Here is a 25,850-nt window from a genome sequence, read left to right on the forward strand (position 1 = left end):
TCGCTTCGTCCATCGGCCCGCCTACTGCGCGAGGTACGACAATGCTCGCCGACCGACAACGACTCACACCCGAACCCGGCTCGCAGCAGACACTCACGGTCTTCGTCGACGACGAACCCGTCCCCGCGCACCGTCTCTGGCACCCCGCTGACACCGTGACCACGACACTCTCGTGGCTCGACGAACAGCATCTTCCCGCCGAGATCCGATCACTAGCCGAAGAGGGACCGAACGGTTACGGCAGAGGAGCCTTCTACGTCGACAGGTACCCGGGGTCATCGACCGCGCACGTAGTGTCCGTGCGCGGAGTGGTCGCGTCGATCGAGGTCGTCGCGAACCTCGCACTGAGCACGGACGACGGCTGGAAATTGTTGCCCGGCACCGTGCAGATGTGGTGCGTGCCCGACACGGGCACGTGGCGCATGCCGAATCGGCAATGTTCGGTACCCGGCACCACCGGCGACCTCCGGTTCATCGAGCAGCATGAATTCTTCGAGCGGTACGGTGTCGCCACACCGACCTTCCGTCGGGATTCCCGGTACTCCCGGGTGGTTCTCTACCTCACCGAGTGAGCGCCACCGCCTACCGGAGGTCGAGTCGCACGTCTCCCTCACCGAAGAACCCGAAGCCGACGAATACCTCATCAGCATCGGGAAGAAGGACGCTTCGTTCCAGCGACGGCGTTGTGCCCGTTCACTGCCGGCGCTGCGCCTCGAAGAGATCGGACCAGCGGACATGGGGATGCGCCTCGAGCAGTGCCCGGCGCTGACGTTCGGTCATCCCACCCCAGATGCCGAATTCGACGCGGTTGTCGAGCGCATACGCGCCGCATTCCATCAGCACCGGGCAGTGCCGGCACAGCGCGGCGGCCTTGCGCTGCGCGGCGCCTCTCACGAATAGCCGATCCGGGTCTCCGTCTCGGCACCGGCCTCGCGTTATCCAGTGGAGTTCCGACATCTGGAGTCATTCCCCTCTCGAACACCGAACACGGTCAGGGCACTGGGAATGCGGGCACAGCCCGATGAAGCAAGTGAAAGATTCAGCTGCGGACAGGTTTTCGCAACACATCGGCTCCGGCGACGAGGCGCGATCGAAATCGCACCGATGACAGATTAACTGCACCCCGTGCCGATCGCGCGTCGAAGCCCGCCCGGGTGGACAGCGATACCCTTCCTCGCGGATCAGGGACGACGCGACGAGCGGATCGCGTAGATCACGGCCCCGAGCCCGAGGACGATCACACCCGGAACCACCGAGGCCAGGGGAAGGAACGCGGCGAGGACGATGCAACCGACGGCGCCGACGACCGCCACCAGGCGCGGCCACGGTTTCGCGGACAGGGTCCAGGCGGACGCGTTGGCGATCAGGTAATAAAACAGCACCGCGAACGAGGAAAACCCGATGACGCCGCGCAGGTCCGCCGTCGCGGCGAGGAGCGCCACCACCACCCCCACCGCCAACTCGGCCCGGTAGGGCACCGCGAACCGGGGGTGGACGGCGTCGAGCAGACGTGGCAGGTGGCCGTCGCGCGCCATCGCGAATGTCGTCCGCGAGACCCCGAGAATCAGGGCGAGCAGCGAGCCGAGCGAGGCGATCACCGCGGCCACCCGGACGACCGGCTCGAGGCTCCCGAATCCCGCAGCGGCAACCGCCTGGGCGAGCGGATCCGTCGCGGCCGCGAGGGCGTCGGCACCGAGCGCGTTCAGGACGGCGACCGCCACGCACAGGTACACGACGAGGGTGATCGCCAGGGCGACGGGAATCGCCCGGGAGATGGTCCGGGCCGGGTCCTTCACCTCTTCGCCGAGCGTGGCGATCCTGGCGTACCCGGCGAACGCGAAGAACAGCAGACCGGCAGCCTGCAGAATCCCGGTCACGCCGTGGCCGGACGTGATCCCCAGGCCGTCGAACCCGGTGTCGGGGCCGGTCAGGCACACGACGACGACCGCGGCGAGGACGGCAAGCACCGTGAACACGATGACCCGAGTGGCCAGGGCCGACTTCTGCACACCGAAGTAGTTCACAGCGGTGATGACGACGACGGCGACCACCGCGACGAGATGCTCGCGGCCAGGCCAGGCATAGGCGCCGACGGTCAGCGCCATCGCAGCACACGAGGCGGTCTTGCCGACCACGAAGCCCCAGCCCGCCAGATACCCGAAGAACGGTCCCAGACGTTCACGCCCGTAGACGTAGGTGCCACCGGACTGCGGATACAACGCGGCGAGCCGGGCCGACGAATTGGCATTGCAGTAGGCGATCACCGCGGCCACCGCCAACCCGACGAGCAGTGCGCCGCCGGCAGCGGACGCAGCAGGCCCCAGCGCGGCGAAGATCCCCGCCCCGATCATCGACCCCAGGCCGATCATCACCGAGTCGAACACCCCCAACCGCCGACGCAACTGCGGAGTCGCAGCCGGGTGCGCGTTCTCGCCGTCCGAAATCTCGTCACCGGCCATGCGAGGCACTTTTCCCTTCGAACGTGCGGATGTCTGGCCGCCCAACGCTAGCGCCCTCCGGTACGCAGACGTGAACTCCACGGGGTCACACGGTTTCGGCTCTGCGGCATGCTCGCGGCCGCGAGCAGGGCCGCGACGGCCGGGTGTGGACTTCACATTCGGATTGTCGGTAACCACGCGAAGAGGTGATTTCCACCAACCGCTCGGACCATAATTGGTCCATCGGGAAACGGACACTCCGGACATTGTCTGCAACCCGAAACTCATCGGCCGGTGGCAGCCGGGCGACAATCGAATCAAAAGGTGAGATCAGATGAACACGTTCGCATTGCGCACGGCGGTGACATCGGCCGCGATCGCCACCGCTTTTGCACTCGGTTCCGGCGTCGCAGCGGCGGCACCGGCATTTCACGGAGACCCGAACACACCCGGCACGCAACTCCACGTCCACAACGACACCCCCAACGACATGAACAGCTACCAGTGTGGGGCGATCGGCGTCGGGGGTGCCGGAGTCGGATCGAACTCTCCCGGAGGCAGCGGGCAGCTCAACGGCGTCTTCTTCGGTAGCGGCCCCGTCCAGGGTGGTTGCGTCGGCAACGACGGATCGGTGCATTTCCCGTCCGGACGCGCCGAGTAGCAAGAACCCGACCTGAAACCACCCGACGAGGATCACTGATATCGGTCGGGTGGTGACCTCGTCCGGTTCTGACCGTGCCCCGGCTGCACGGTGAGCGTCGCTGCGCGCCACCATCGAACTCACGGCTATATCATCATTTGACTGCAACCGCTAGAGTCGCATGGATGCAAATACGACTCCGTGCTCGTCGCGCGCACCAGACCGGACAGCCTTCCCGTGGCCGTTGACAGCGCTGATGCCGTCCTTGACGGTGACCAGACCGACGAGCGGCTCGCCCGCGCGGTGATCGAGGCCCTCCGGGCGGGCAGGTCGTGGGCGCACATCGCCACGCATCTGGGGGTTCCGCCTCCAGCCATCCGAGGCGGGCTCGGGATGACCGATCGGGACTGGCAGGAAGCAATCGTCGCCCACGAGAATGCCTGCGCGGCCCGGCCCGGCGGTCTGTCCTGGTCCCGGCGCTCGTAGACGAGACGGCAGTCTCGACCACCCGCCACTGACCCACGGTTCGGGGGCAGAACCGACTGCCCGGCAAATTTCGGGCCGCGCGATTTGCTAGAAAATGAGGCGTGGATTCTCAACAGGTCTTCGGTGGCGGTGAGCCGCAACGAGTGGGCAGCTTCCGCTTCTTCCTGGATGGGCAACGGTGGGAATGGTCCGAGGCCGTCGAACAGATGCACGGCTACCGGCCCGGCGAGGTCACTCCGACCACCGAACTGCTGCTGTCCCACAAACACCCCGAGGACCACCCGCACGTCGCGCGGGTCCTGGACCGGATGATCAATGACGCCGAACCGTTCTCCAGCAAACATCGCATCATCACCGCCACCGGAAAGGTCCGCCACGTCGTGGTCGTCGGCGACCGCATGCACGACGACGCCGGCGCCGTGATCGGCACGAGCGGGTTCTACATCGACATCACCGACTCCCACCGCAGCGACGTCAAAGACTCGGTCGACGAAACCGTCGCCGAACTCGAGCAATCGAGGGCGGTGATCGAACAGGCCAAGGGGGCGCTGATGCTGGTCTACGGCATCCCCGCCGACCGCGCGTTCGACATTCTTACCTGGCGCTCCCAGGAAACCAACACCCGGCTCCGCACGATCGCCGAACACATCGTCGCCGCATTCGACGAACTCGAACCCGACACCGGCCTGCGCACCCGATTCGACCACCTGCTGCTCACCGCCCACCAACCATCCCACCGACCGCAGTAGCGGACGGCCCGCGGGCTGTTCAGCGCGCCGCCGCCCCTATCCGGTGTGACGCCCGCTGTACGCGCACAACGTGCCCCATGCCGCGGCGACGCCTGCAGCCTTGGCCTTGGTCGCCGCATCGGGAAGCGTGAGTCCGAAGACCGCGGCATCACCGAAATCGGAGACCACCCGGACCGCGACTGCGGCGCGTAGCGCCGCCCCGGCAGGTGCCGTGACCTGGGCCAAGCCGCTCGCCGCATCACGCACCCCCACCGCCCGGATCACCGTCGCGACCTCGGGAGGGACGACGCCGTCGGCGCGGGTGAGTTTGCAGGGCTTCGCGAGAAGTTTCGGTGAGACGATGATCGCAACACTGTATGCGGCGGTCAGGACACCCAGAACCCGGGGAAGAACACGCGCGGCGGAAGTCGACATAGCGGCCGTATACCCCGCACCGGCGTGGCCCACGCTCCCACCGCCCACCCGACCGGCTCATCGCCCGCACCTGCCCTGGGCCGGCAGCGTCATCGTGCGCCGCCTCCTCGGTCTGGAAGAAGCGCTGACGGCGCTCACCGGATGTGATGGCAGTTACTTTCCAGCGATTCTCGTCAGCGCCGAGCACCGGGTCATTACCCTTGACTGCACACCCTGCACCCGCCCCTTCCGGGCGACACAGGGCGTGAAGCAGCCGGGGTAACTCCCGGTATCACCGATGTCGAGACCAGGCATCAACGCACCCAGACACCTACTGCTGTGGATGTGGCGGCGAACCGAATTGCCGTCCCGGATCCGGTCCGTCGCTGCTCCCGGCGGCGACCACGCCCCGGGCCGAGCGAGTGTGCACGCGATATGTCGAGGGGTCACCTCGCACACACTCCTCCGGGCCACAGCAGGCGGGGTCGTAACCCGTCCATTGCACGCGCTTGTCGAGGAGGTCCCACCAACCCAGGCCGCCCATGTCATTGATGTGCCGTCACACCACCGACGACCGTCCGCCCGACCGCGGCCCCGGATGAACACCCGCACCTCCCGGGAAGATCTCTCCCCGTTCGACTTTCGAAAGCGACCCACTCCCCCATGCTCGACCATTCGCACCACCCCATCGATCAGGACTGGCAGCATCTCGCCTCCTGCCGCGGCACCGACACCGACATGTTCTTCTCGCCCGACGGAGAACGCGGCAGCGTCCGCGCCCGACGCGAGCACGCCGCCAAACAGATCTGCCACAACTGCCCCGTCCTCGCCGAATGCCGCGACCACGCCCTCACGACCACCGAGGCCTACGGCATATGGGGCGGCATGTCCGAAACCGAACGCACCCGTCACACCCGACGCACCCGCCACGTCGCCCGACCCCCACGCGCGTGGGAGCGGCGAACCCACTAACGGGGTGGACCAAACACCCACAGCACCTGCGCTGTCCCGTCGCAGCGGTTAACCCGGACCTTCCCTGGGCATTCGGACGGCATGGCTACGTGTCGAGTACTCGATCCCAGCGGCAATGTCGTCGAGACCAAGGACATCACAAGCGCGGAGGATGCACACGCCTGGTTCGTCGACGTCCGTGCCGACAACAGCGAACTCGGCTGGCGGATGGAAGTGCAGCACACCGACGGCTGGTCGTTCTTCGACGACACCGAGGGCGCTCGTTAGAGCGATCAAACTGTGGCGGACCGCGGGCCCGCCACTCTATGGACCCGACCGGAACCGCCGCCGGCAGTGTGCTCGACAAGCCCCCTCCGGCGAGTCGTATCCCGGACTGCCAAATCTCGACCCGACGGGATACGGCCCGCACCTTCCAGATTAAGTCGTCGCCGGACGGACCTCAACTACCCGACGCCCGATCCGGAAGACAACGTTCCCGCTTTCCAGGAGAATGCTCAGTCATGGCCGACCCACTGATCGAAGAGCTCACCGAACGCATCGGACAGGCCGTCGCCCGCGCCGCCAAGAACGGTGATCCCCTGTTCGGCACCGTCGAACTCACCATCTGCGAACTCACCGAATTGCTCGAACACATCCAACGACTGTCGCCCACAGCGGAGTAGGTTCCCACCACGGTTTCATCACTCGGTGCGCCAAACTGTTGTCGATCCGCCGGCGGCTCAGCAGTCTGGCATCCGTGTACTGGTCTGATATCGGCGGGCTGATTGCGGAACGGCCCGGCCGATGCCCTCGTTGTGGTCATCCCGCGACCTCTGCCGGAGGGTCGCGGTGGGTGGAGCGGTTTCTGCGCCTTCCGCCGTTGCCGGCCCGGTGCGCCGAAATCATGATGATGGATCCGTACATCTGGCTCATCGGGTTCTGCCAGTGCCGGGACCACTTCCACGGCTCCTGAACGACGGCGGCCTCGGTTCTGTAGTCGCCTGTCGATTTCGCTTCACCGAGCAAGTGTTCGGATCCGTGAGAGTAAATCGCGCACGGCAGGAATAAACAGCTTCCTGATGAAGGTTGCGCAACTCATGACCAAATCTGTTGTCGCGCAATCATACGGAACACCCGAGGCCCTGGCCGTGGTCGATGTGGAGGTTTCGCCACCCGGATCGGGAGAGGTGCTCGTCGACGTCAAGGCGATCGGCGTCAATCCCTTCGACTACAAGCTCTACAGCGGCGCCTTCGGGAACGATCCCGACAAGCTGCCGATCAAGGTCGGCGGCGAGGCCGCCGGCGTGGTCGCCGCAGTCGGGACGGGAGTCACCGAGATCTCGGTCGGCGACGAGGTGATCGTCAGTCCCGGCAGCGGTCTGTACACGGAGAAAGTGGTCGTGCCCGTCTCCGCAATCACCCGCAAACCGGCCGGCCTCGGCTGGGAGCAGGCAGCCGGCCTGCTGCTGGTGGGCGGCACCGCGGTCGATGCCCTGGACACCATCCGCGTCGGTTCCGGTGACACTGTCCTGATCCACGGCGCGTCCGGCGGCGTCGGTGCCCTCGCCGTGCAACTCGCGGTCGCCCGCGGCGCGACGGTCGTCGGCACCGCGGGAGCGGCGAATCAGGACTACGTCCGGAACCTAGGAGCAACTCCCGTCCTCTACGGCGACGGCCTCGAGGATCGGGTGCGGGAGGTCGCACCCCAGGGCATCGACGCGGCCCTCGACACCGTCGGAACCGACGAGGCCGTCGACGTGTCGCTGGCGTTGGTCAAGGACAAGACCCGGATCGTGACCATCGCCGCGTTCGGTCGGGCGCAGGACGACGGTTTCGCGTCGGTCGGCGGCGGCAACCCGGCAAGCGCCGAGGCTCGGCTGAAGGCGCGCGCCGAACTGGTCGAGCAAGCCGGCGCCGGACACCTGACGGTCACCATCGCCAAGACGTTTCCCCTGACGGATGCGGCGCAGGCCCACACCGAACTGGCGAAATCTCACCCCGCGGGGAAGTTCATTCTGATCCCGTAAAGGCGCGGGACCGTGCCCCTGTGCGGCGACTCGAATTGTCCATCTTCAGCGCAGGGGTGCGGCGCGTAGAATTTGGCGGGTGCAGACCTGCCGCGAGCTGCTGCTCACCCGTCGCCGCACAGTGGACCTGTGGCGCGTCGGCGGTTCTTGTTGTCTTTGGCGTCGCTGACCGCATTTCTGCGTCGTTTTTCGATTCGCCCTGCGGCCACTTGCTGACTTCCCGTCTTTTTCGGTGATCGACTCGATCGCGTTCCATCGCATTCTTTCGGCCATCCGACACACTTCGTGGAGCACAGTCAATGTCCACCACACCCACAACCACGACGACGACCGCCGTCGACCACGTCGATGTCCGCGGCCCCCGGTTCGCCGCCTGGATCACCACGGCGGTTCTCGTTGCCGTCCTGCTCGCAGCATCCTTCTCGGCCGTCGTCGCCGGTGTGATCCTGGCTGTTCAGACCGTCGTGTTCGCCGTCAGCGCCGCCGTCGGACCGCGGCGCGGCCCCTACGGCCGGATCTTCGGAAAGCTGGTCGCCCCACGCATCAGCCCGCCGACCGAGCGTGAACCCACCGCGCCGCTGCGCTTCGCCCAACTGGTCGGCTTCATCTTCTCAGCGGCCGGCCTCCTCGGATTCGCGCTGAGCGCGCCCGTCGTCGGTGCCGTCTTCACCGGCTTCGCACTGTTCGCGGCGTTCCTCAACGCGGCCTTCGGCATCTGCCTCGGCTGCCAGATCTATCCGCTCGTCGCCCGATTCCGACCGTCCACCTCCGCCGCCCACTCGACCGCAGATGGAAACCCCCGGCAAGTTCACAGTGAAGGAAAGAACATGGCTCGCTCCGACGTCCTGGTCTCCACCGACTGGGCTCAGCAGAACCTGAACGCGCCCAACGTCGTGTTCGTCGAAGTCGACGAAGACACGTCCGCCTACGACGGCGGCCACATCGAGGGCGCCGTCAAGCTCGACTGGAAGAAGGATCTGCAGGATCAGGTCCGTCGCGACTTCCTCGACCGTGAGCAGTTCTCCGATCTGCTGTCGGCCCGCGGGATCGCCAACGACGACGAGGTCGTCCTCTACGGAGGCAACAACAACTGGTTCGCGGCGTACGCCTACTGGTACTTCAAGCTCTACGGCCACGACAACGTCAAGCTGCTCGACGGCGGCCGCAAGAAGTGGGAACTCGAGGAACGCCCCCTCTCGGAGGACACCGTCACCCGCCCGTCCACCACGTACCGGGCGTCCGAGCCGGACCTGTCGATCCGCGCGTTCCGCGACGAGGCCGTCGACGCGATCGGGGTGCTGAACCTGGTCGACGTCCGATCACCCGACGAATTCACGGGCAAGATCCTCGCGCCTGCGCACCTGCCGCAGGAGCAGAGCCAGCGTCCCGGCCACATCCCGGGCGCGCTGAACGTTCCGTGGAGCAAGGCCGCGAACGAGGACGGCACGTTCAAGTCCGACGAGGAACTCACCGCGATCTACGGCGAAGCCGGGCTCGACGGATCTCGGGACACCATCGCGTACTGCCGGATCGGTGAGCGCTCCAGCCACACCTGGTTCGTGCTCAAGGAACTGCTCGGACACAAGAATGTCAAGAACTACGACGGCAGCTGGACCGAATACGGCTCGCTCGTCGGTGTGCCGATCGAGCTGGGCAAGTAGCGGAGCGCGGGAGCAAGCACATGAGCGCAGCACCAACGCAAACCCACACCATTCCCGCCGGCGTCGACCTCGGCAAGGAAACCGCCATCACCGGCAAGGTCGTCACGGGCGACGGCGAACCTGTCGGCGGCGCCTTCGTTCGACTCCTCGACGGCACCGGCACGTTCACCGCCGAGATCGTCGCCTCCGGCACCGGGGACTTCCGTTTCTTCGTCGCACCGGGCGACTGGACCGTGCGGGCCCTCTCACCGGTCGGCAACGGCACGGCGTCGGTGAAGCCCACGACCAGCGGCCTCCACACCGTGGACATCACCCTCACCGCATAGCATTTCGCCGCCGAACACCACGAGAACAGCAGCTCAGGACCCCTCGCCCTGTGATTCCACGACCCACGCCGCGATCTGCGCGCGCGAGTTGAATCCCAGCTTCGTCAGCAGGTGTTCCACGTGCCCCTGCGCGGTGCGGGGGGAAATGACGAGTCGGGCGGCGATCTCCTTGTTGGTCAGTCCCTCGGCGATGAGAGCGGCAACTTCACGCTCCCGCTTCGTCGGTTTGGGGGACTGGCCGGTGGAGGTCGACGAGGGTAGAACCTGCTCGCCCAGTGCGTAGGCGACGGCTGCGTCGAACCCGAGCGCCTCACCCTTTCGGTGGGCGGCGGTGAACGCCGACTCGGTCATCGCACCTCGGGTCAGACGTTCGCACTCGTCCTGGTACACGCTCAATCCGGGCACCAGCACCGCCGAACTGCCCACCGACCGGGCGAGCGCCTCGGCGGCTCCCATCAACACGACGGCCCGCTCCATGTTCTGTTCCTCGGCGGCGATCCACGCGAGTGCCTGCAGGCACACACTGGAATTGAGCCGGTCGTTCACCCGGCGGTCCACCTGGAGCGCGTGGCCGAGGAGTCGCACCGCTCGGGCTCTCTCCCCCTTCTGCCACACGGCGACGGCCAGCGCCCACAGCGAATACGACCGGTACACCGATTCGCCCTGAGCTTCGGTGATCGCGAGGATGCGCTCGTGGCATTCGACGGCACGTTCCGTGTCGTTCAACAGGTCGTACATCATGCCGAGACCCACGACCGCGGCCACCTCGAAGACGTCGTTGCGTGCCGTGAACACGTGGACGGCCTTCTCGAGATGTGCGCGACCCTCGGGAAGGCGGCCCGCGAACAAGGCTGCGTATCCGATTGCGTGGTCGAGGTGCGCGCGCACTTCCGGGTCGGGCGTCCGAGCGGCGAGCGCCTGCGCTTCCTCCGCAAACGTGTCCGACACCGAGATGTCGCCCTGCACTCCGGCCAGCACGGCGGCGCCGTAGAGGGCCTTGGCGCGATCGATCGTGGGCTCGGACGGCGGCCGGGCAAGGAAACGACCGAGCCACCGGCGCCCCTCGACGAACAGCCCCCGGGCCAGCCAGTACGGGTACAGTGCGGCCGCGATCCGAACTCCGATGTCCGGACTGTCGGACACGCAGAAGTCCAGCGCTTCGCGGATATTCGGCAGTTCCCGTGACAATTTGGCGATCAACGGAAGTTGCCGGGAGCTGATCCATTCGGATTCCGCTTCGACGGCGAGGCGGTCACACCAGTCCCGGTGCCGACGGCGCAGTTCGGTGTACACGCCACTCTCCTGCGCCTTTTCGCGCCCGTAGGCTCGCACGGTCTCGAGCATCCGGAACCGCACCGCGGCACCCGACTCCTCTCGCGTCAGGATCGACTTGTCGACGAGGAAGGTCACCGTGTCGAGAAGATCGTCGACGTCGTCACCGTCGCAGACCTGTTCGGCCGCCTCGAGTTCGAATGTGCCCGCGAACACGGACAGCTGCGCCCACATCCGTTGTTCCACAGGCGTGCACAGGTCGTAACTCCAGTCGATGCACATCCGAAGCGTCTGCTGCCGCGACGGCGCGTCCCGGCTGCCGCGGGTCAGCAGCAGGTACCGATCGGTGAGGCGCTGCAGGATCTGGTCAGGTGTCATCGCACGGAGCCGGGCCGCAGCCAACTCGATCGGCAGCGGCAGCCCGTCCAGCCGCTGACAGATCCGGGCGATGGTGACCTTGTTGTCCTCGGTGAGCTCGAACCCGGGGACTGCGGCGACGCCCCGTTCGACGAACAAGGTGACCGCGTCGTTGCGGGGCAGCCCTTTCGGGAGGTGATCGGGATCCGGGACGGGCAGCGGAGGGATCAGCAGCGCCGCTTCCCCGCCGATCCCGAGCGGCTCGCGACTCGTCGCGAGAATCCGCAGTTGCGGGCACGCGCGAAGCAGGATTTCGGCGAGCTTCGCGGCCGCCGCCACCACCTGTTCGCAGTTGTCCAGCACGAGTAGCATGTCCCGCGGGGCGAGGAACTCGACGAGCATCTCGTGGGGGTGTCGCGTCGACTGACCCCGCAATCCCAGGGCAGCGACGACCACTCCCGCCAACAGCGAATCATCCAGTAGTTCACCCAGTTCCACCAGCGTCACGCCGTCCGCGAAATTCCGTTGCGCTTTGGTGGCCGCGCGAATGGCGAGCCGGGTCTTCCCCACCCCGCCGATCCCGGTCAACGTCACCAGCCGCGACGTCGACAGCAAGTTCGTCGCCTCCGCCAGTTCCGTGCGGCGGTCGACGAAGCTGGTCAGCTCCAGCGGTAGTCCACCTGTCCGGCCCGAATCCGCCGGCGCTCCGGCAGGCCGGCGCCACGCGCCTTCACCCTCGGAACCGGCGCCCGGGTGTGACGCACTGCTCTGCGCTGCAACCGTTCCCGCATACATCGCCATCTCGTCGACCGGGAAGCCGTGACGCAGTTGCGCGTCGCGGAGTTCCCGTCCAAGTTCCACGGCGGACGGGCGGGCCCCGGGTTCGGACGACATGGCACGTTCGATGACCGCGCTGATGTCCTCGGACACGCCGTGCTCGCGCGGGTTCGGGACCGGCTCGGAGGCGATCCGCAGGAACTGCGCCACGAGCTGTTCACCGCTGCGGCGCTCGAACGCCGCGTGACCGGTGATCGCCGCGAACAAGGCGGCGCCGAGCCCGTAGACGTCGGCGGCGGGGCTCGGGGCCTCGCCCGCCACGACCTCGGGGGCGGTAAATGCAGGCGACCCCGTCACGATGCCCGCGCTGGTCTCGAACCCGCCCGCGATGTGGGCGATGCCGAAGTCGGTGAGTGCGGGCTCGCCGTAATCGGTGATCAGGATGTTCGCCGGTTTGACGTCGCGATGGAGGATCCCGAGCCGGTGGGCGGTCTCCAGGGCGCCTGCCATCTTCACCCCGAGCCGCAGTGCTTCGTCCAGCGGGAGCGGTCCGTGGCGGCGGATCCGTTCGTCGAGCGACCCCTGCGCCTGGTACGGCATCACGATGTAGGGCCTGCCGTTCTCGGTGACGCCGGCGTGCAGAACGTTGACGATGTTGGGGTGACCGGTCAGCCGGCCCGCTGCACGCTGCTCCCGCAGGAATCGGGCCCGGTTCTCCTCGTCGAGGTCGGCGGTGAGGACCTTGACGGCCACGGTGCGATCGAGCGCAGTTTGAGTGCAGCGGTACACGACCCCGAATCCGCCGCGGCCGATCTCCTGGGCGCCCTCGAATCCGGCCGTCGCCAACTCCGCCGTGACCGAACCGGACACGTCGCGTTGGGTGGCGAACGGATCGACGTCAGTCATCGACTACATCGATTCGTCCCATTCGAAACACGGTCGACGCATGCCACACTGCCCACCTCTCGACGTTGTACCCCAGGATATCGCCGTCCGCCTCCTCCGATGGCCGACTTGCGTTCTACCCGACTGTGGACGGAACACGACGCGATAACCGGCCGGTCGGTTCGATCGGGAACCCTCCGGGTTTCCGCTACAACTGGACACTCGCCCAGCCGTTTTCGGGGAATCGACCCCGGCGAATCGTTTATCCCGCAGTGAATAGTCCCGCACAGATCGGGTACCCGACACCTACGCTGTTCCGCGGGCCCGGCGGCCCCACGGACCAGCGAGGCCCCCTGACCGGTCACCCCTCGGCTGGAGGGCCACAGCCGCCCGCGGCCGAGGAGCCCCCCTCTTCCTCGCCTGCGGGCGGCACCATGCCGTCACACTCGTCCGGCGCACTGATGACACCAATGACCGTTGCGCGTTGTCAGCGCGTTGCGTCATGCTGGTTCCTCGCGGCTCGGGAAGCTCTCCGGCAACCGGCTGGGTCTCGCACACGTAAGGAAGCGACCATGACCACAGACCTCAGCTCCCCAATCCACCCCGGTGAGATCCTGCGTGAGGATTTCCTCGAGCCATTCGGCATTACGCAGAATCGGCTCGCCACCCTCATCGGCGTTCCGCCGCGGCGGATCAATGAGATCGTGCTCGGCAAGCGATCGATTACCGCAGACACTGCGCTGCGACTGGCGAAGGTGTTCGGGAACAGTGCGCAGTTCTGGCTCAACCTCCAGGACCGCTACGACCTCGACCTCGCCGCAGACAAGCTCGGCGACACACTCGCCGGCATCGTCCCACTCTCGGCGTGAGACGACAGTCCCGGACGGCTGACACCGCATGGTCTTCGCGGATTGAATTGTGCAACACACCATTCGATGTCACGCATGTCGGACGGTGCTGCTCGGGTGAGCAGCCCGATCAGCGGTGGCTGTGCAGCGGGGTTCCCGCGAGGGCGAGGTGCGCCTCGCCGAGCGCCTCGGCCTGGGTGGGGTGCGCGTGCACGAGTGCGGCGACCTCGTTCGGGTAGGCACCCCAATTGACGATCAGTTGGGCCTCGCCGATGAGTTCACCCACGCGTTCTCCGACCATGTGGATACCGACGACCGGTCCCTCCGTGGCTCCGGCGCGGACGAGTTTGACGCCGCCGCTGGTTCCGAGGATCTGGCTTCGGCCGTTGCCGGCGAGGTCGTAGACGACGGTGGCGACGTCGCCGTGGCGTTCCCGCGCCCGTTCTTCGGTGAGCCCGACCGACGCGACCTCGGGGTTCGAGTACGTCACCCGCGGAATTGCGCTGTCCTCCACCGAGGTCGGGCTCAGGCCGGCGATCGTTTCGGCGACGAAGATGCCCTGCTGGAATCCGCGGTGCGCGAGTTGCGGCCCGGCGACGATGTCGCCGACCGCGTACACGTCCGGCTGGGAGGTGCGCAGGGAATCGTCGACCGTGACGAACCCGCGGGGGTCGACGTCGACGCCGTGCTCGGTGAGTCCGAGGCCGGCGGTGCGGGGTCCGCGGCCGACGGCGACGAGCAGCAGGTCGGCCTCGATCGTGTCGCCCGACTCCACGGTGACGCTGACCGTGCGGTCGTCCTGAACGGCTTTCGCGAACCGGGTGCCGGTCATGACCGTGATGCCGCGTTTGCGCAGGGCCCGGGTGAGTTGCTTCGAGGCCCATTCGTCCTCGGCGGCGATCAGCCGGGGCAGCGCCTCGACGATCGTGACGTCCGCGCCCAGGGATGCCCAGATGCCGGCGAACTCGACGCCGATGACACCGCCGCCGAGTACGACGACGCGCTGCGGAAGCTCGGGGAACGTCAATGCTTCGTCGCTGGTGAGGATTCGGCCGCCGATCTCGAGTCCGGGGAGACTCCGGACCTCCGAGCCGGTCGCGAGGACCAGTGCCGCGCCGGTGATCGTGCGGTCACCGACGTGGACGGTGCGGCCTCCGCCGTAGCGACCGGTGCCGTGGACCACCTCGATCCGGTGACTGCGGACCAGCCCCTGCAGGCCCTTGTAGAGGCGTTCGACGGTCGCGTTCTTGTACGCGTGGACACCGTCGAGGTCGATCCCGTCGAGTGTCGCACCTATCCCGAGGGCCGACGCGTGGGCGACGGTGTCGGCGACCTCGGCGGCGTGCACGAGTGCCTTGGTGGGAATGCACCCACGGTGCAGGCAGGTGCCGCCGACCTTGTCCTCTTCGATCAGGGTGACGGATTTGCCCAGTTGCGCGGCGCGGAAGGCGCAGGCGTACCCGCCGGATCCACCGCCGAGAATCAGGACGTCCGGTTGGTCAGACATGGGGAAACTCCCTGGGTCGGGCACGCCATGGGACGTGCCGGAAGGTCGGATCGAACGGGGGCTCAGCTCAGCGCGATCAACGTCATCGGGTCCGCCAGGATCTGGCCGACGGCGGCGAGGAATCGCGATCCCTGCTCACCGTCGACCAGTCGATGGTCGAACGACAGGCTCAAGGTCGTCACCGACCGCAACGCGATCTCGCCCCGGTATTCCCACGGCTGCCTGCGGATCGCCCCGAAGCACAGGATCGCCGCCTCGCCGGGGTTGAGGATGGGTGTGCCCGCGTCGATGCCGAAGACACCGACGTTGGTGATCGTGATCGTGCCGTCCGCCAGGTCGGCCGGTCCGGTCTTCCCCTCCTTGGCGGTGGTCGTCAGATCCGACAGGGCGATCGCGAGGTCGCGCAGACCGAGGGTGTGTGCGTTCTTGATGTTGGGCACCATCAGTCCGCGCGGGGTGGCGGCCGCGATGCCGAGGTTCACGGAGCGTTTGACCACGATCTCCTGCGCGTCTTCGTCCCAGAACGAATTGAGGGTCGGGTTGGTGCGCAGCGCCACGAGCAGGGCCTTGGCCACCAACGTCAGTGGTGTCAGGCGCACGTCGGTGAAGTGCTTCGTGTCCCGTAGCTGAGCAAGCAGTTCGATGGTCGGGGTGACGTCGACCGTGACGAACTCGGTGACGTGCGGGGCGGTGAACGCGCTGCGGACCATCGCCGCGGCGGTGTGCTTGCGGACGCCCTTGATCGGGATGCGTTCCTCGTCGGCGTCGGGCGTTGCCGTGGCCGTCGGCGTCGGCACCGGGGTGGCGTCGCGATGGCGTTCGAGGTCGTCCCTGGTCACTTCACCGTGCACCCCGGTGGCGTCCACCGCGGTGAGGTCGACTCCGTGTCGCTTCGCGGCGAACCGCACGGGCGGCGAGGCCAGCGGACGCGTCGGGTGCGGGGCGGGCACGTCGTCGACGCGAGCGGCCGCGGTGGTTGTGTGCCTGCGGCGGCGCCTGCTGGACGAGTCCTCGGCCACGCCGTAGCCGACGAGGACCGGGGTCCGCTCGGCCGGGGGCGCGGGGTCCGCCTTCGGTTCCTCGCCGCCGATCTCGACGTCGATGAACGGACTGCCGACGTCGACGGTCGTCCCCTCCGCCGCGTGCAGCGCGACCACCGTTCCGGCGTACGGCGAGGGCAACTCCACGGAGGCCTTCGCCGTCTCGACCTCGGCGATGTTCTGGTTCAGCGTCACGGTGTCGCCGACCGCGACCTGCCAGGTCAGCAGTTCGGCGTCGGTGAGGCCCTCGCCGAGGTCGGGCAGCAGGAATGTCTTGACAGTGGGCATGGAGAACTCCTGGTGCTTACGCGGTGAAGGTGCGGTCGACGGCGTCGAGGATGCGGTCGACGTCCGGCAGGAAGTGCTGTTCGAGCTTCGCCGGCGGATAGGGGACGGTGAACCCGCCGACGCGGGCGACCGGCGCCTCGAGGTGGTAGAAGCAGCGCTCGCTGATGCGGGCGGCGATCTCGGCGCCGATGCCGAGGAACACGGGCGCCTCGTGGGTGATCACCAGGCGTCCGGTGCGCTGCACGGATGCGGCGACGGTGTCGACGTCGAGCGGGGAAATGGACCGCAGATCGATCACCTCGATCGACCGGCCTTCGCCCGCAGCGACTTTCGCCGCCTGCAGGGCCGTCGTCACGAGCGGCCCGTACGCGACGACGGTGACGTCGGTGCCCGGGGCGACCACCCGGGCCTTGTGCAGTGACCCCGGCTCGGCGGCGGGGTCGATCTGTCCCTTTTCCCAGTAGCGGCGCTTGGGTTCGAAGAAGAGCACCGGATCGTCCGAGGCGATGGCCTGCTGGATCATCGTGTGCGCGTCGCCGGCGTTGCTGCAGGTGACCACGCGCAGTCCCGCGGTCGCGGCGAAGTAGCCCTCCGGCGACTCGGAGTGATGCTCGATGGCGCCGATGCCGCCGCCGTACGGGACGCGGATGGTGATCGGCATCTTCACGTTGCCGCCCGTGCGGTAGTGCAGTTTGGCGACCTGCGAGACGATCTGGTCGAAGCCGGGGTAGATGAACCCGTCGAACTGGATTTCGCACACCGGCCGGTAGCCGCGCATCGCGAGACCGACTGCGGTGCCGATGATCCCGGATTCGGCGAGCGGGGTGTCGATGACGCGGTTGGGCCCGAAGTCCTTCTGCAGTCCGTCGGTGATGCGGAAGACGCCGCCGAGTTTGCCGATGTCCTCGCCCATCAGCACGACCTTCGGGTCGTTTTCGAGGGCGCGGCGCAGGCCGGCGTTGAGGGCCTTGCCGAGCGGAAGCGTGGTCGGGGTGGCGGTGCTCATGCGTCGGTTCCTTCGAAACTGTCGAGGTAGGCGGCGAACTGACGCCGCTCTTCGTCGACGAGGGGATGGGGTTCGGCGTAGACGTTGTCGAACAACGACATCGGCCCGGGCTCGACGGTCTCGAGGCATCCGCGGCGCAGCGCGGCGGCGGTGTCGTCGGCGCGCTGCTGCACCGCGGCGAGGTAGGTGTCGTCGATCGCGCCCGCCGACTCGAGGAGCGCGCGGATGCGGTCGAGGGGGTCCTTGCGTTTCCATTCCTCGTCGAGCGCGGCCGGGCGGTACCGGGTGGGGTCGTCGGACGTGGTGTGCGGGCCCATCCGGTAGGTGACGGCCTCGATCAGCGTCGGTCCGCTGCCTTCCCGTGCCCGTTCGAGCGCGGCCCGGGTCACGGCGATGACGGCGATCACGTCGTTGCCGTCGACGCGCACGCTGGGGACACCGAACCCGCGGCCCCGCGCGGCGATGCTCACCCGCGACTGCAGACTGACCGGTTCCGAGATCGCCCACTGGTTGTTCTGGCAGAAGAACACCACCGGTGCGTTGAAGCTCGCAGCGAATCCGAAGGCTTCGGAGATGTCGCCCTGACTGGTCGCGCCGTCGCCGAAGTAGGTGATCGCGGCGCCATCGGAGCCGTCGAACTGCATGCCCATCGCGTACCCGGTGGCGTGCAGCGCCTGCGCGCCGACGATGATCGCCGGGGTTGTCATGTTGTATTCGAACGGGTTCCAGCCCGAGTGCGTCGACCCCCGCCAGAACCGGAGCATGTGGGTGGGATCGACGTCGCGGCAATACGCCACCCCGTGTTCGCGGTAGCTGGCGAAGACGAAGTCGCCGGGATCGAGTGCGCGTGCCGACCCGACCTGCGCCGCCTCCTGCCCCAGCAGCGGCGCCCACAGCCCCAGCTCGCCCTGACGCTGCAGCGCGGTCGCCTCCGCGTCGATGCGCCGCACCACGACGAGGTCCTCGTACAGCGCGCGCACCGCGGCGACGTCCACGTCTTCGACGTACCGGGAGTAGTCGGGGTGATCTACTCGCGCACCGGTTTCGGTGACCAGTTGCACCACATCATCGTTGTCGAACACGAAAACCTCCGAATGGGGATGGAACGGGAGGCACCGCCGCCCACGTGTGACCGTTTCGGTCAGAATGATGCACTCATGCAAGCATCAGGAGCCAGCATGCGCAAGTGCTGTCTCTAAAATTAAGCAGAATGCCCAACACGGAACGCGGGGAGTGTGGGATACTGCGCTATATGACGAGACTCGATCGAACCGACGCCCGCCTGCTGCTCGCCCTGTGCGACGCTCCCCGCGCCACCGGCGTCCAATTGGCGACCCTGCTGGGGATGGCACGGAATACCGTGCAGGCAAGAATGTCTCGCTGGGAGGAACAGCGCGTACTCGCGCCCGTGGACCGCTGCGTGTCACCCCGCGACCTGGGGTACCCCTTGCAGGCGTTCGTCACCGCGGTGGTCGACCAGCACCGCCTCGAGGACGTCATCGAACACCTCCGGGACATCGCCGAGGTCGTCGAGGTCGTCGGCATCTCCGGAGCGGCAGACCTGCACATCGGCGTGGTCGCCGTCGATGCCGACGACCTGTACCGCGTCGCCGGCCTCATTCTTGCCGTGCCCGGGATCGAGCGCACCACGGTGTCCGTCGCCATGCGCGACGCCATCCCCTACCGGACCCGCCCACTGCTCGAGCGGATCGCCGAGGAGCGCTGACCCCGGGCGCACGCTCAACGACTCGCGGTGAACACGCGGGTGTCGGCGTCTTCGGTACTGCGCGTGGTATTTACGCGGGATCTGAGGACGAGAACCAGCATCACGGCGACGAGCATGACCGCCCCCACGACCCACAGTCCGGCGCGGGAGTTCCCGGTGGCGTCGAACAGCCACCCGGTGACGTACGGGGCCCCGAAACCGCTCAAGTTGCCCACCGAGTTGACGACGGCGATGCCTGCCGCGGCGCCCGCACCGGTCAGGAACGTGCTGGGCAGGTACCAGAACACGGGCAGCGCGCAGAACACACCGACCGCGTTGACGGTGACCGCGATCATCGTCGTGAGCGGCGACTGCATGTACAGGGCGACCGGGATCGAGACGGCTCCGATCAGGGTGGGGACGGCGACGTGCCAGATCCGCTCACCCGTCCGGTCGGAGTGCCTGCTCCACAACACCATTGCGACGGCGCCGACCGCGAACGGAACCGCGACGATCAACCCGGTGGTGAACAGCGAGAAATCGGTGGCGAACGTCTTCTTGAAACCGGCGACGATGCTGGGCAGGAAGAAGCTGAGCGAGTACAGCCCGTAGGTGATCCCGAAGTAGACGAGGCCCAGCATCCACACACGGGAATCCGTGAGTGCCCGACGCACCGATCCAGTGATGTGGGAACCGGATTCCGAAGCCTCGGATTCGAGTTCACGCGTCAGCCAAACCTTTTCGTCCTCGTTCAGCCACGTGGCCTGCGACGGACGGTCAGTGAGGTAGAACCAGGTGACCACCGCGAGCAGGACGGCGGGTATCCCCTCGATCAGGAACATGACGCGCCAACCGGACAGACCGAACAGGCCGTCCCAGTATTGGATGATGGCGCTCGACAACGGTGCCCCGAGCGCCGACGACACCGGGAGCGCGAGGAGGAACAGACCCATCAGCCGGACCCGGTAGGCGCGGGGGAACCACAGGGTCAGGTAGAGCAGGACTCCCGGGAAGAAGCCCGCCTCGGCGATACCCAGCAGCATGCGCAGCCCGTACAACGATCCGACATTGGGTACGAAGGCCATGGCCGCCGCGATGATTCCCCACGTGAGCATGATCCGGGCGATCCAGCGGCGTGCCCCGAACCTGTGCAGCGCAAGATTGCTCGGCACCTCGAACAGGAGATACCCGATGAAGAACAGTCCGGAGGCCAGGCCGAACATGGTCTCGGTCAGGCCGAGTTCCGCGCTCATGGTCAACTTCGCCAGTCCGATATTGGTCCGGTCGAGGTAGTTGACGAAATAGGCCAGGCCGAGGAACGGAATGAGCCGCCGGGCGACCTTCCGGACCACCCTCGCCTCGATCTCGGGTTTCTGCAGTACAGACGACATGAATGTCTCGGCTTTCTGAAGAGTGGGCACACCCGGCCGGGCGACGTGACGTGACGTGGACCACTGTATGAGCCGGATCCGCTCGAAACTATGGAGAAACCACACATGCGACGCCCGGATGAATGGAGGGATCCTCAGCCGGGCACCTCCCCGGAAACTCACCTCATCGTGGTTGCAACATTCGCAGACCGATCCGTCGAATGTTGCAAGATTACTCAGCTGCAACATATTTCACTGTTCCGATCGGCGACGTAGCGTTGCGGGTGCCCCACAACGAGGCTGTGGGCGAGCGGAATGAGTAGTGAGGGCGGGAATGCGATGACGACCATGACGACCGGCGTGGCAGAGGTGGCCGCGGGACCAGAGGCCCCGGACCTGATCATCGAGAATGCGGACGCGGTGGTGACGGTCACCTTCAATCGGCCCGGCAAGCTGAACTCGTTGACACCGCAGATGTACGAGGACCTCGGGCGTGTGTGCGAGCGGGTGAACGCGGACCCGACGGTACGGTTGCTGGTCGTCCGCGGCGCCGGCCGGGCGTTTGCCGCCGGCTCCGACATCGCGCACTTCCGGACGTTCACCGATGGTGCGGACGGGGTGGCATACGAGGACCGGTTCGTGCAGGTGCTCGAACGCCTGGAGCAGGTGCGGGTGCCGACGTTGGCGGTGATCGACGGGGCCTGTGTGGGTGCGGGACTGATCGTCGCGGCGGCGTGCGACGTGCGGATCGCGACCACGCGCTCCTTCTTCGGGTTGCCGATCGCCCGCACCCTGGGCAACGCGCTGTCCGCGTATCCGTTGGCGCTGCTCACCGACAGATTGGGCTCGGCCCGGTTGGCGTCGATGGTGGCACGGGCGACGATGCTGCCGGCCGCCGAGGCCGCCTCGATCGGATTCGTGGTCGAGCCCGCCGGCCCCGGGCTGTTCGACGACCTGATGACGGAGGTGACCGGGCAGCTTCTCGCGGCGGCGCCGTTGACGGTGGTCGCAACCCGTGAGGTGCTGCGCCGGATCCGCACGGCCGGGTTGCCGGAGTCCGCGGATCTGATCCGCGCGGTGTACGGCAGCGCTGATTTCCGGGCCGGGGTCACCGCGTTCCTGCAGGGTGGGCGCGCGGAGTGGTCCGGGTCCTGAGCATTCCGGTGCCCGTGGTGTGGGTTCCCCACCGACCTGGGGATTGACTCATGCTGACCGGTGCAGCTGGTTCGCCCGGCACGGTCGTGAGGAGCCCCGAAGACCGCATCGGGCGTCGAAGCACCGCGGATCCCTGCCGGGGTTTCGGGGTGTGAGAGGGAACCCGGTGAGAATCCGGGACTGTCCCCGGGGCCAGGAGACGGTGATGCCCACGCGCTGACCCCGGGACACAGTGCGTGGGGTCAGGCGACGACGGGACGCTGGGTGACGACGGAGCGTTGTGCGACGCCGGTGCACTCGGACAGTGGGCGGATCTGGGCGTTCGATTCTCCCCGCTCGATGGTGTCCGCCGCAGGTCCGTCGGCGAGCGTCCCAAGAGGTGCATTCACAGCCGTTGTCCGGTGAGAGCGATGAGCGGTTCCACCAGGGCATCCGCAGCGTCGGCGAGGTGTACAGGTGCGATAGGTTTTTGCCATGGCACGGGACGTCGCGAGAACGGTGCGGGGAATCACCCTTCAGCAGTTGCGGTACTTCGTGGAGGTGGCCGCCGAAGGATCCATCAGTGCCGCGGCGGACCTGCTTTATGTCGCGCAACCGACCATGTCGGCCGCGCTGAAAGACCTCGAACGTCGCGTGGGACGTACGCTCTTCGTTCGCTCGCCCCGTGGGGTGACGCTCACCGAAGACGGGGCGGAATTTCTCGGCTACGCGCGCCAGGTGGTCGAGCAATCGGAACTCCTGGAACAGCGATATCTTGGCCGCGGGCCTTCGCGCCGGCTCCTGGCCGTATCAACTCAGCACTACTCGTTCGTCGTCGACGCGTTCGCCCGCATGGTGAAAGCGTCTGAGGCAGCGGAGTACGCGTTCAGTCTTCGAGAGACCCGCACGTGGGACATCATCGAGGATGTTCGCACGCTGCGAAGTGAGCTCGGTGTGCTCTATCGCAACGAGTTCAACGCAAACGTGATCAACAAGCTGATTCGCGAAGCAGGGCTGGTCTTCACGCCGCTGTTTCTGGCGTCGCCACATATCTTCATCGCCCGCACGAACCCTCTCGCAGGCCGAAAGAGTGTGGCGCTGAGTGATCTTGAAGATTTGCCCCGGCTCACGTTTGACCAGGGTGTGAACAACTCCTTCTACCTCGCTGAAGAGATCCTCTCCACCCGTTCATCGAAGCAAGACATTCGGGTGAGCGATCGAGCGACCATCTTCAACCTCATGATCGGTCTGGGCGGGTACACCATCTCTACCGGCATCGTCTCGGACGATCTCGATCCGTCTATCGTCGCTGTTCCGCTCGACGTGGACGATCGCATCGAGATCGGTTGGATCGGTCATGCCTCGGTGTCTTTGACCGCCCAGGCTCAACGCTTCGTGGCGGAGATGCGCGACGTCGTTTCGGGGTTCGGAGTTGATCTGCTGACATAGGTATTGACTATGTCCAGCTATCGCTTGTGGCAATTAGGCTATGGCGGCGGGCCTACCTACACTGACTTCCACGCCACTTCGAACAGTCGGCTCCCTGGGTTTCGGCCGGAAAGATCGGCCCTAGACCTTCGGGCGATTCTGTTGAAGTGCTGCGAAAACTCAGGCAGTGAACCCGTGCGGTGACGCGCTCGTCGCTGCACTCACCGCAAGTGATTGGGGCAACTGATCAGCATGACGAACGACTGTGTTTTCAGCATTAGCACGACGCGCTTCAATGAGGAGTACACCCCGTCTACCAACTCGCGCAGCACGACAAACTTCGCGAATCTCGCACGCGGCGAGGGCCGTCGGCAGAATCTGCGCAACGCGGTGACGATGATGAACACCCGTGTCAACGAGGTGGTGCACTGGGACAATCCGCGTGGTGACCGCTACGCACTCGAACTCGACATCGTCTCGGTGGACCTGCATCTCGCGTCGGCCGGGGATGACGCCGCGTTTCCGGTGATCGAAGTGCTCGACGTTGACATCGTCGATACCACCACGGGCGCCCGCACGGAGGGCATCGTCGGAAACAACTTCTCCTCATACATTCGCGACTACGATTTCAGCGTTCGGCTCCCGGGGCACCAAGCGACGGGAATCCCCAGCGACTTCGGCGATCTGCACGGGCAGGTCTTTCAGCGTTTTGTTGAATCGGACGAGTATCGCGAACGGTTCTCGCGGCCACCAGTCATCTGCATCAGCGTTTCGACGTCCAGGACGTACCGCCGACTCACGAATTACCACCCGATTCTTGGGGTGGAGTATGTGGCAGAGGAGAAGTCGCTCACCGATCAGTACTTCGGGAAGATGGGGCTCAGGGTTCGCTACTTCATGCCTCAGGGGTCCGTCGCTCCATTGGCCTTTTACCACCGCGGTGACTTGCTCAACGACTATTCATTCCTCGCACTCGCGGGAACGATCGCGACGATGGAGACGTTTCAGAAGATCTATCGTCCCGAGATCTACAACGCGAACACTGCGGCGTCGGAGGTGTACCAGCCGAGTCTCGACAACGGCAACTATTCACTTCCGCAAGTGAGCTACGACCGTGTTGAGCGCACTCAGCTCGCGACCACACAGGGAAAGTTCACCGAGGTGAATCTCATGAAACCGTATGGCCCTGTTCTTGAACGGTGGGCTACCAAGCAATCCGCCTGACCGTGCGAGACCGAAAGGTACCAGAGATGAACACACTCCTGCCCACCTCGATCGTCGGTAGCCTGCCCAAGCCCTCGTGGCTTTCGGAGCCAGAGAAGCTCTGGTCGCCGTGGAAGTTGCGAGACGACGAACTGCGCGAAGGGAAACTCGACGCCCAGACGCTCGCAGCACATGAGCAGCGTCGTGCCGGGCTCGACATCATCAGCGATGGTGAACAGACGCGTCAGCATTTCGTGACCACGTTCATCGAGCACCTCAGCGGCGTTGACTTCGACCGGCGCGAGACCGTGCGAATTCGTGACCGCTATGATGCGAGCGTCCCGACGGTTGTCGGCGCGGTGAGCCGCGAAAAGTCAGTGTTCGCAGCGGATGCGACGCGTCTTCGAGCAGCGGCCGACCAGCCGATCAAATGGGCCCTGCCTGGCCCTATGACAATGATCGACACGCTCTATGACGACCACTACAAGAGTCGCGAAAAGCTCGCATGGGAGTTCGCGACTATCCTGAACCAAGAAGCAAAGGACTTGGAAGCGGCCGGCGTCGACATAATCCAGATCGATGAGCCCGCGTTCAACGTGTTCTTCGACGAACTGAAAGACTGGGGAGTAGCGGCGCTCGAGCGTGCGACCGAAGGGCTGAGCTGCGAAACTGCCGTTCACATCTGTTACGGCTACGGCATCAAAGCCAACACCGACTGGAAGGTAACGCTCGGGGCCGAGTGGCGCCAGTACGAAGAGTCGTTTCCACTGCTGCAACAGTCATCGATCGACATCGTGTCGCTGGAGAGTCACAATTCGCGGGTACCTGTCGACCTGATCGAACTGCTTCGGGGCAAGAAGGTCATGCTGGGTGCGATCGATGTGGCGAGCGACACCGTCGAGACGCCCGAAGAGGTCGTCGCGACCCTTCGTCGCGCACTCCCGTTTGTTGACGCAGACAAACTCTACCCGAGTACCAATTGCGGTATGGCGCCACTAGGCCGACGCGTCGCCCAAGACAAGATGGTCGCGCTCGCCGCTGGGGCTGAACTTCTGCGACGTGAGTTGCCCTAGCGACTCCGACGACTCGGCGGCACCCGAGTGCGTGTCACATCGGCACAGTGGCGTTGCCCGTGCTGCCGTGGATAGAACGGCTGGAGAACTGATGTTTCGTACCGTCGCTGAATGAGGCGCTCGAAGCGGTTCCGGTGCAGCGTTTGTGGGTCAATCCGGACTGCGGACTGAAGACCCGCGGCCCGGTGGAGGTGGAGGCGTCGCTGCGTAATCTCGTCGACGCCGCGAAGCTGGTCCGCGCCGACCTCTGACCGCACCCCCTGTGAGTACTTGTTAACCGCCGGCG

At 66.2% G+C, this 25,850-nt stretch carries 26 protein-coding genes and 2 pseudogenes; 18 read left to right on the forward strand and 10 right to left on the reverse strand.

The annotated features are described in order from the left end of the window. The first annotated feature begins 41 nt into the window (after positions 1-41). Positions 42-572, forward strand: coding sequence for a hypothetical protein (locus tag I1A62_RS25085; protein WP_219460726.1), 531 nt, complete (start codon positions 42-44; stop codon positions 570-572). 121 nt (positions 573-693) lie between these two features. On the opposite strand, the gene I1A62_RS25090 is transcribed toward I1A62_RS25085, so the two are convergent. Both I1A62_RS25090 and I1A62_RS25095 read right to left on the reverse strand, forming a co-directional pair. Beyond that, positions 694-957, reverse strand: a complete 264-nt coding sequence (locus I1A62_RS25090; protein WP_124391540.1) for a WhiB family transcriptional regulator — start codon at positions 955-957, stop codon at positions 694-696. Positions 958-1,181: 224 nt separating this feature from the next. Beyond that, entirely contained in the window at positions 1,182-2,459 is a 1,278-nt protein-coding gene (locus I1A62_RS25095; RefSeq protein WP_219460729.1) for an APC family permease, read from the reverse strand. 313 nt (positions 2,460-2,772) lie between these two features. Here I1A62_RS25095 and I1A62_RS25100 point away from each other — a divergent pair, with 313 nt between their 5' ends. The 3 genes from I1A62_RS25100 (at position 2,773) to I1A62_RS25110 (ending at position 4,313) form a co-directional block, all read left to right on the forward strand. Next, entirely contained in the window at positions 2,773-3,099 is a 327-nt protein-coding gene (locus I1A62_RS25100) for a hypothetical protein (protein ID WP_124391542.1), read from the forward strand. A gap of 216 nt (positions 3,100-3,315) precedes the next feature. Beyond that, a complete protein-coding gene (locus I1A62_RS25105) occupies positions 3,316-3,564 on the forward strand; it encodes a hypothetical protein (protein WP_219460730.1) in 249 nt (82 codons plus the stop codon). A gap of 101 nt (positions 3,565-3,665) precedes the next feature. After that, positions 3,666-4,313: a PAS and ANTAR domain-containing protein gene (locus I1A62_RS25110; RefSeq protein WP_124391544.1), complete on the forward strand. Its 648-nt coding sequence runs from the start codon at positions 3,666-3,668 to the stop codon at positions 4,311-4,313. A gap of 36 nt (positions 4,314-4,349) precedes the next feature. Here I1A62_RS25110 and I1A62_RS25115 read toward each other — a convergent pair whose 3' ends face one another. Continuing rightward, on the reverse strand, positions 4,350-4,727 hold the full coding sequence (locus tag I1A62_RS25115; protein WP_219460733.1) for a hypothetical protein: 378 nt from the start codon (positions 4,725-4,727) through the stop codon (positions 4,350-4,352). Positions 4,728-5,369: 642 nt separating this feature from the next. On the opposite strand from I1A62_RS25115, the gene I1A62_RS25120 reads away from it, so the two are divergent. The 7 genes and pseudogenes from I1A62_RS25120 (at position 5,370) to I1A62_RS25145 (ending at position 9,671) form a co-directional block, all read left to right on the forward strand. Continuing rightward, a complete protein-coding gene (locus tag I1A62_RS25120) occupies positions 5,370-5,678 on the forward strand; it encodes a WhiB family transcriptional regulator (protein WP_124391546.1) in 309 nt (102 codons plus the stop codon). An 81-nt stretch (positions 5,679-5,759) separates the two neighbouring features. Next, entirely contained in the window at positions 5,760-5,945 is a 186-nt protein-coding gene (locus I1A62_RS25125; protein WP_124391547.1) for a hypothetical protein, read from the forward strand. Positions 5,946-6,178: 233 nt separating this feature from the next. After that, the gene (locus tag I1A62_RS25130) at positions 6,179-6,340 is read left to right on the forward strand and encodes a hypothetical protein (RefSeq protein ID WP_192581825.1); all 162 of its coding nucleotides are present in this window, start codon (positions 6,179-6,181) and stop codon (positions 6,338-6,340) included. Positions 6,341-6,754: 414 nt separating this feature from the next. Next, a complete protein-coding gene (locus I1A62_RS25135; RefSeq protein ID WP_219460735.1) occupies positions 6,755-7,684 on the forward strand; it encodes an NADP-dependent oxidoreductase in 930 nt (309 codons plus the stop codon). A gap of 299 nt (positions 7,685-7,983) precedes the next feature. Continuing rightward, positions 7,984-8,424 (forward strand): annotated as a pseudogene (locus I1A62_RS46510) (DUF4395 domain-containing protein); the annotation flags it as partial. A gap of 87 nt (positions 8,425-8,511) precedes the next feature. Then, a complete protein-coding gene (locus I1A62_RS46515; protein ID WP_225858070.1) occupies positions 8,512-9,345 on the forward strand; it encodes a sulfurtransferase in 834 nt (277 codons plus the stop codon). Between the two features lie 20 nt (positions 9,346-9,365). Continuing rightward, positions 9,366-9,671, forward strand: a complete 306-nt coding sequence (locus I1A62_RS25145; RefSeq protein ID WP_087555683.1) for a DUF1416 domain-containing protein — start codon at positions 9,366-9,368, stop codon at positions 9,669-9,671. A gap of 33 nt (positions 9,672-9,704) precedes the next feature. Here the strand turns inward: I1A62_RS25145 and I1A62_RS25150 are convergent, their stop codons facing one another. Next, entirely contained in the window at positions 9,705-12,983 is a 3,279-nt protein-coding gene (locus I1A62_RS25150; RefSeq protein WP_219460739.1) for a protein kinase, read from the reverse strand. A 551-nt stretch (positions 12,984-13,534) separates the two neighbouring features. Between I1A62_RS25150 and I1A62_RS25155 the strand changes: the two genes are divergently transcribed. Then, a complete protein-coding gene (locus tag I1A62_RS25155; RefSeq protein WP_219460740.1) occupies positions 13,535-13,831 on the forward strand; it encodes a HigA family addiction module antitoxin in 297 nt (98 codons plus the stop codon). Between the two features lie 109 nt (positions 13,832-13,940). Here I1A62_RS25155 and lpdA read toward each other — a convergent pair whose 3' ends face one another. The 4 genes from lpdA to pdhA all read right to left on the reverse strand — a co-directional run bounded on the left by lpdA (position 13,941) and on the right by pdhA (position 18,733). After that, a complete protein-coding gene (lpdA, locus tag I1A62_RS25160) occupies positions 13,941-15,317 on the reverse strand; it encodes a dihydrolipoyl dehydrogenase (protein WP_219460741.1) in 1,377 nt (458 codons plus the stop codon). Between the two features lie 62 nt (positions 15,318-15,379). After that, positions 15,380-16,645, reverse strand: a complete 1,266-nt coding sequence (locus I1A62_RS25165; protein WP_219460743.1) for a dihydrolipoamide acetyltransferase family protein — start codon at positions 16,643-16,645, stop codon at positions 15,380-15,382. 16 nt (positions 16,646-16,661) lie between these two features. Further along, a complete protein-coding gene (locus I1A62_RS25170; RefSeq protein ID WP_219460745.1) occupies positions 16,662-17,651 on the reverse strand; it encodes an alpha-ketoacid dehydrogenase subunit beta in 990 nt (329 codons plus the stop codon). Continuing rightward, the gene (pdhA, locus tag I1A62_RS25175) at positions 17,648-18,733 is read right to left on the reverse strand and encodes a pyruvate dehydrogenase (acetyl-transferring) E1 component subunit alpha (RefSeq protein ID WP_124391555.1); all 1,086 of its coding nucleotides are present in this window, start codon (positions 18,731-18,733) and stop codon (positions 17,648-17,650) included. The genes I1A62_RS25170 and pdhA overlap by 4 nt, the downstream gene beginning before the upstream one ends. Positions 18,734-18,903: 170 nt before the next feature. On the opposite strand from pdhA, the gene I1A62_RS25180 reads away from it, so the two are divergent. After that, entirely contained in the window at positions 18,904-19,377 is a 474-nt protein-coding gene (locus I1A62_RS25180; protein WP_072946680.1) for an Lrp/AsnC family transcriptional regulator, read from the forward strand. Between the two features lie 14 nt (positions 19,378-19,391). On the opposite strand, the gene I1A62_RS25185 is transcribed toward I1A62_RS25180, so the two are convergent. Next, positions 19,392-20,747 carry an MFS transporter gene (locus tag I1A62_RS25185; RefSeq protein WP_219460747.1) on the reverse strand — a complete coding sequence of 452 codons (1,356 nt, stop codon included), beginning with the start codon at positions 20,745-20,747 and terminating at the stop codon, positions 19,392-19,394. 318 nt (positions 20,748-21,065) lie between these two features. Here I1A62_RS25185 and I1A62_RS25190 point away from each other — a divergent pair, with 318 nt between their 5' ends. Further along, complete coding sequence (locus I1A62_RS25190) at positions 21,066-21,881, forward strand: enoyl-CoA hydratase (RefSeq protein WP_257890919.1); 816 nt, start codon at positions 21,066-21,068, stop codon at positions 21,879-21,881. 242 nt (positions 21,882-22,123) lie between these two features. Here the strand turns inward: I1A62_RS25190 and I1A62_RS25195 are convergent, their stop codons facing one another. Then, positions 22,124-22,270, reverse strand: coding sequence for a hypothetical protein (locus tag I1A62_RS25195; RefSeq protein ID WP_192581826.1), 147 nt, complete (start codon positions 22,268-22,270; stop codon positions 22,124-22,126). 85 nt (positions 22,271-22,355) lie between these two features. Between I1A62_RS25195 and I1A62_RS25200 the strand changes: the two genes are divergently transcribed. The 4 genes and pseudogenes from I1A62_RS25200 to I1A62_RS25215 all read left to right on the forward strand — a co-directional run. Continuing rightward, positions 22,356-23,309: a LysR family transcriptional regulator gene (locus I1A62_RS25200; RefSeq protein ID WP_124391557.1), complete on the forward strand. Its 954-nt coding sequence runs from the start codon at positions 22,356-22,358 to the stop codon at positions 23,307-23,309. A 231-nt stretch (positions 23,310-23,540) separates the two neighbouring features. Further along, the gene (locus I1A62_RS25205) at positions 23,541-24,512 is read left to right on the forward strand and encodes a putative oxygenase MesX (RefSeq protein WP_124391558.1); all 972 of its coding nucleotides are present in this window, start codon (positions 23,541-23,543) and stop codon (positions 24,510-24,512) included. Positions 24,513-24,538: 26 nt separating this feature from the next. Then, on the forward strand, positions 24,539-25,564 hold the full coding sequence (locus I1A62_RS25210) for a methionine synthase (protein ID WP_124391559.1): 1,026 nt from the start codon (positions 24,539-24,541) through the stop codon (positions 25,562-25,564). A gap of 104 nt (positions 25,565-25,668) precedes the next feature. Further along, positions 25,669-25,815, forward strand: a pseudogene (locus tag I1A62_RS25215) (hypothetical protein); the annotation flags it as partial. Positions 25,816-25,850 lie beyond the last annotated feature (35 nt).

It is taken from the genome of Rhodococcus sp. USK10, assembly GCF_019378875.1.
GTDB lineage: Bacteria > Actinomycetota > Actinomycetes > Mycobacteriales > Mycobacteriaceae > Rhodococcus_F > Rhodococcus_F pseudokoreensis.

Excerpts from the sequence above, each read along its gene's own strand:
- I1A62_RS25085 (WP_219460726.1), top strand. The coding sequence starts at position 42 with ATGCTCGCCGACCGACAACGACTCACACCCGAACCCGGCTCGCAGCAG.
- I1A62_RS25090 (WP_124391540.1), bottom strand. The coding sequence starts at position 957 with ATGTCGGAACTCCACTGGATAACGCGAGGCCGGTGCCGAGACGGAGAC.
- I1A62_RS25095 (WP_219460729.1), bottom strand. The coding sequence starts at position 2,459 with ATGGCCGGTGACGAGATTTCGGACGGCGAGAACGCGCACCCGGCTGCG.
- I1A62_RS25100 (WP_124391542.1), top strand. The coding sequence starts at position 2,773 with ATGAACACGTTCGCATTGCGCACGGCGGTGACATCGGCCGCGATCGCC.
- I1A62_RS25115 (WP_219460733.1), bottom strand. The coding sequence starts at position 4,727 with ATGTCGACTTCCGCCGCGCGTGTTCTTCCCCGGGTTCTGGGTGTCCTG.
- I1A62_RS25120 (WP_124391546.1), top strand. The coding sequence starts at position 5,370 with ATGCTCGACCATTCGCACCACCCCATCGATCAGGACTGGCAGCATCTC.
- I1A62_RS25125 (WP_124391547.1), top strand. The coding sequence starts at position 5,760 with ATGGCTACGTGTCGAGTACTCGATCCCAGCGGCAATGTCGTCGAGACC.
- I1A62_RS25130 (WP_192581825.1), top strand. The coding sequence starts at position 6,179 with ATGGCCGACCCACTGATCGAAGAGCTCACCGAACGCATCGGACAGGCC.
- I1A62_RS25135 (WP_219460735.1), top strand. The coding sequence starts at position 6,755 with ATGACCAAATCTGTTGTCGCGCAATCATACGGAACACCCGAGGCCCTG.
- I1A62_RS46515 (WP_225858070.1), top strand. The coding sequence starts at position 8,512 with ATGGCTCGCTCCGACGTCCTGGTCTCCACCGACTGGGCTCAGCAGAAC.
- I1A62_RS25145 (WP_087555683.1), top strand. The coding sequence starts at position 9,366 with ATGAGCGCAGCACCAACGCAAACCCACACCATTCCCGCCGGCGTCGAC.
- I1A62_RS25150 (WP_219460739.1), bottom strand. The coding sequence starts at position 12,983 with ATGACTGACGTCGATCCGTTCGCCACCCAACGCGACGTGTCCGGTTCG.
- I1A62_RS25155 (WP_219460740.1), top strand. The coding sequence starts at position 13,535 with ATGACCACAGACCTCAGCTCCCCAATCCACCCCGGTGAGATCCTGCGT.
- lpdA (WP_219460741.1), bottom strand. The coding sequence starts at position 15,317 with ATGTCTGACCAACCGGACGTCCTGATTCTCGGCGGTGGATCCGGCGGG.
- I1A62_RS25165 (WP_219460743.1), bottom strand. The coding sequence starts at position 16,645 with ATGCCCACTGTCAAGACATTCCTGCTGCCCGACCTCGGCGAGGGCCTC.
- I1A62_RS25170 (WP_219460745.1), bottom strand. The coding sequence starts at position 17,651 with ATGAGCACCGCCACCCCGACCACGCTTCCGCTCGGCAAGGCCCTCAAC.
- I1A62_RS25180 (WP_072946680.1), top strand. The coding sequence starts at position 18,904 with ATGACGAGACTCGATCGAACCGACGCCCGCCTGCTGCTCGCCCTGTGC.
- I1A62_RS25185 (WP_219460747.1), bottom strand. The coding sequence starts at position 20,747 with ATGTCGTCTGTACTGCAGAAACCCGAGATCGAGGCGAGGGTGGTCCGG.
- I1A62_RS25190 (WP_257890919.1), top strand. The coding sequence starts at position 21,066 with ATGACGACCATGACGACCGGCGTGGCAGAGGTGGCCGCGGGACCAGAG.
- I1A62_RS25200 (WP_124391557.1), top strand. The coding sequence starts at position 22,356 with ATGGCACGGGACGTCGCGAGAACGGTGCGGGGAATCACCCTTCAGCAG.
- I1A62_RS25205 (WP_124391558.1), top strand. The coding sequence starts at position 23,541 with ATGACGAACGACTGTGTTTTCAGCATTAGCACGACGCGCTTCAATGAG.
- I1A62_RS25210 (WP_124391559.1), top strand. The coding sequence starts at position 24,539 with ATGAACACACTCCTGCCCACCTCGATCGTCGGTAGCCTGCCCAAGCCC.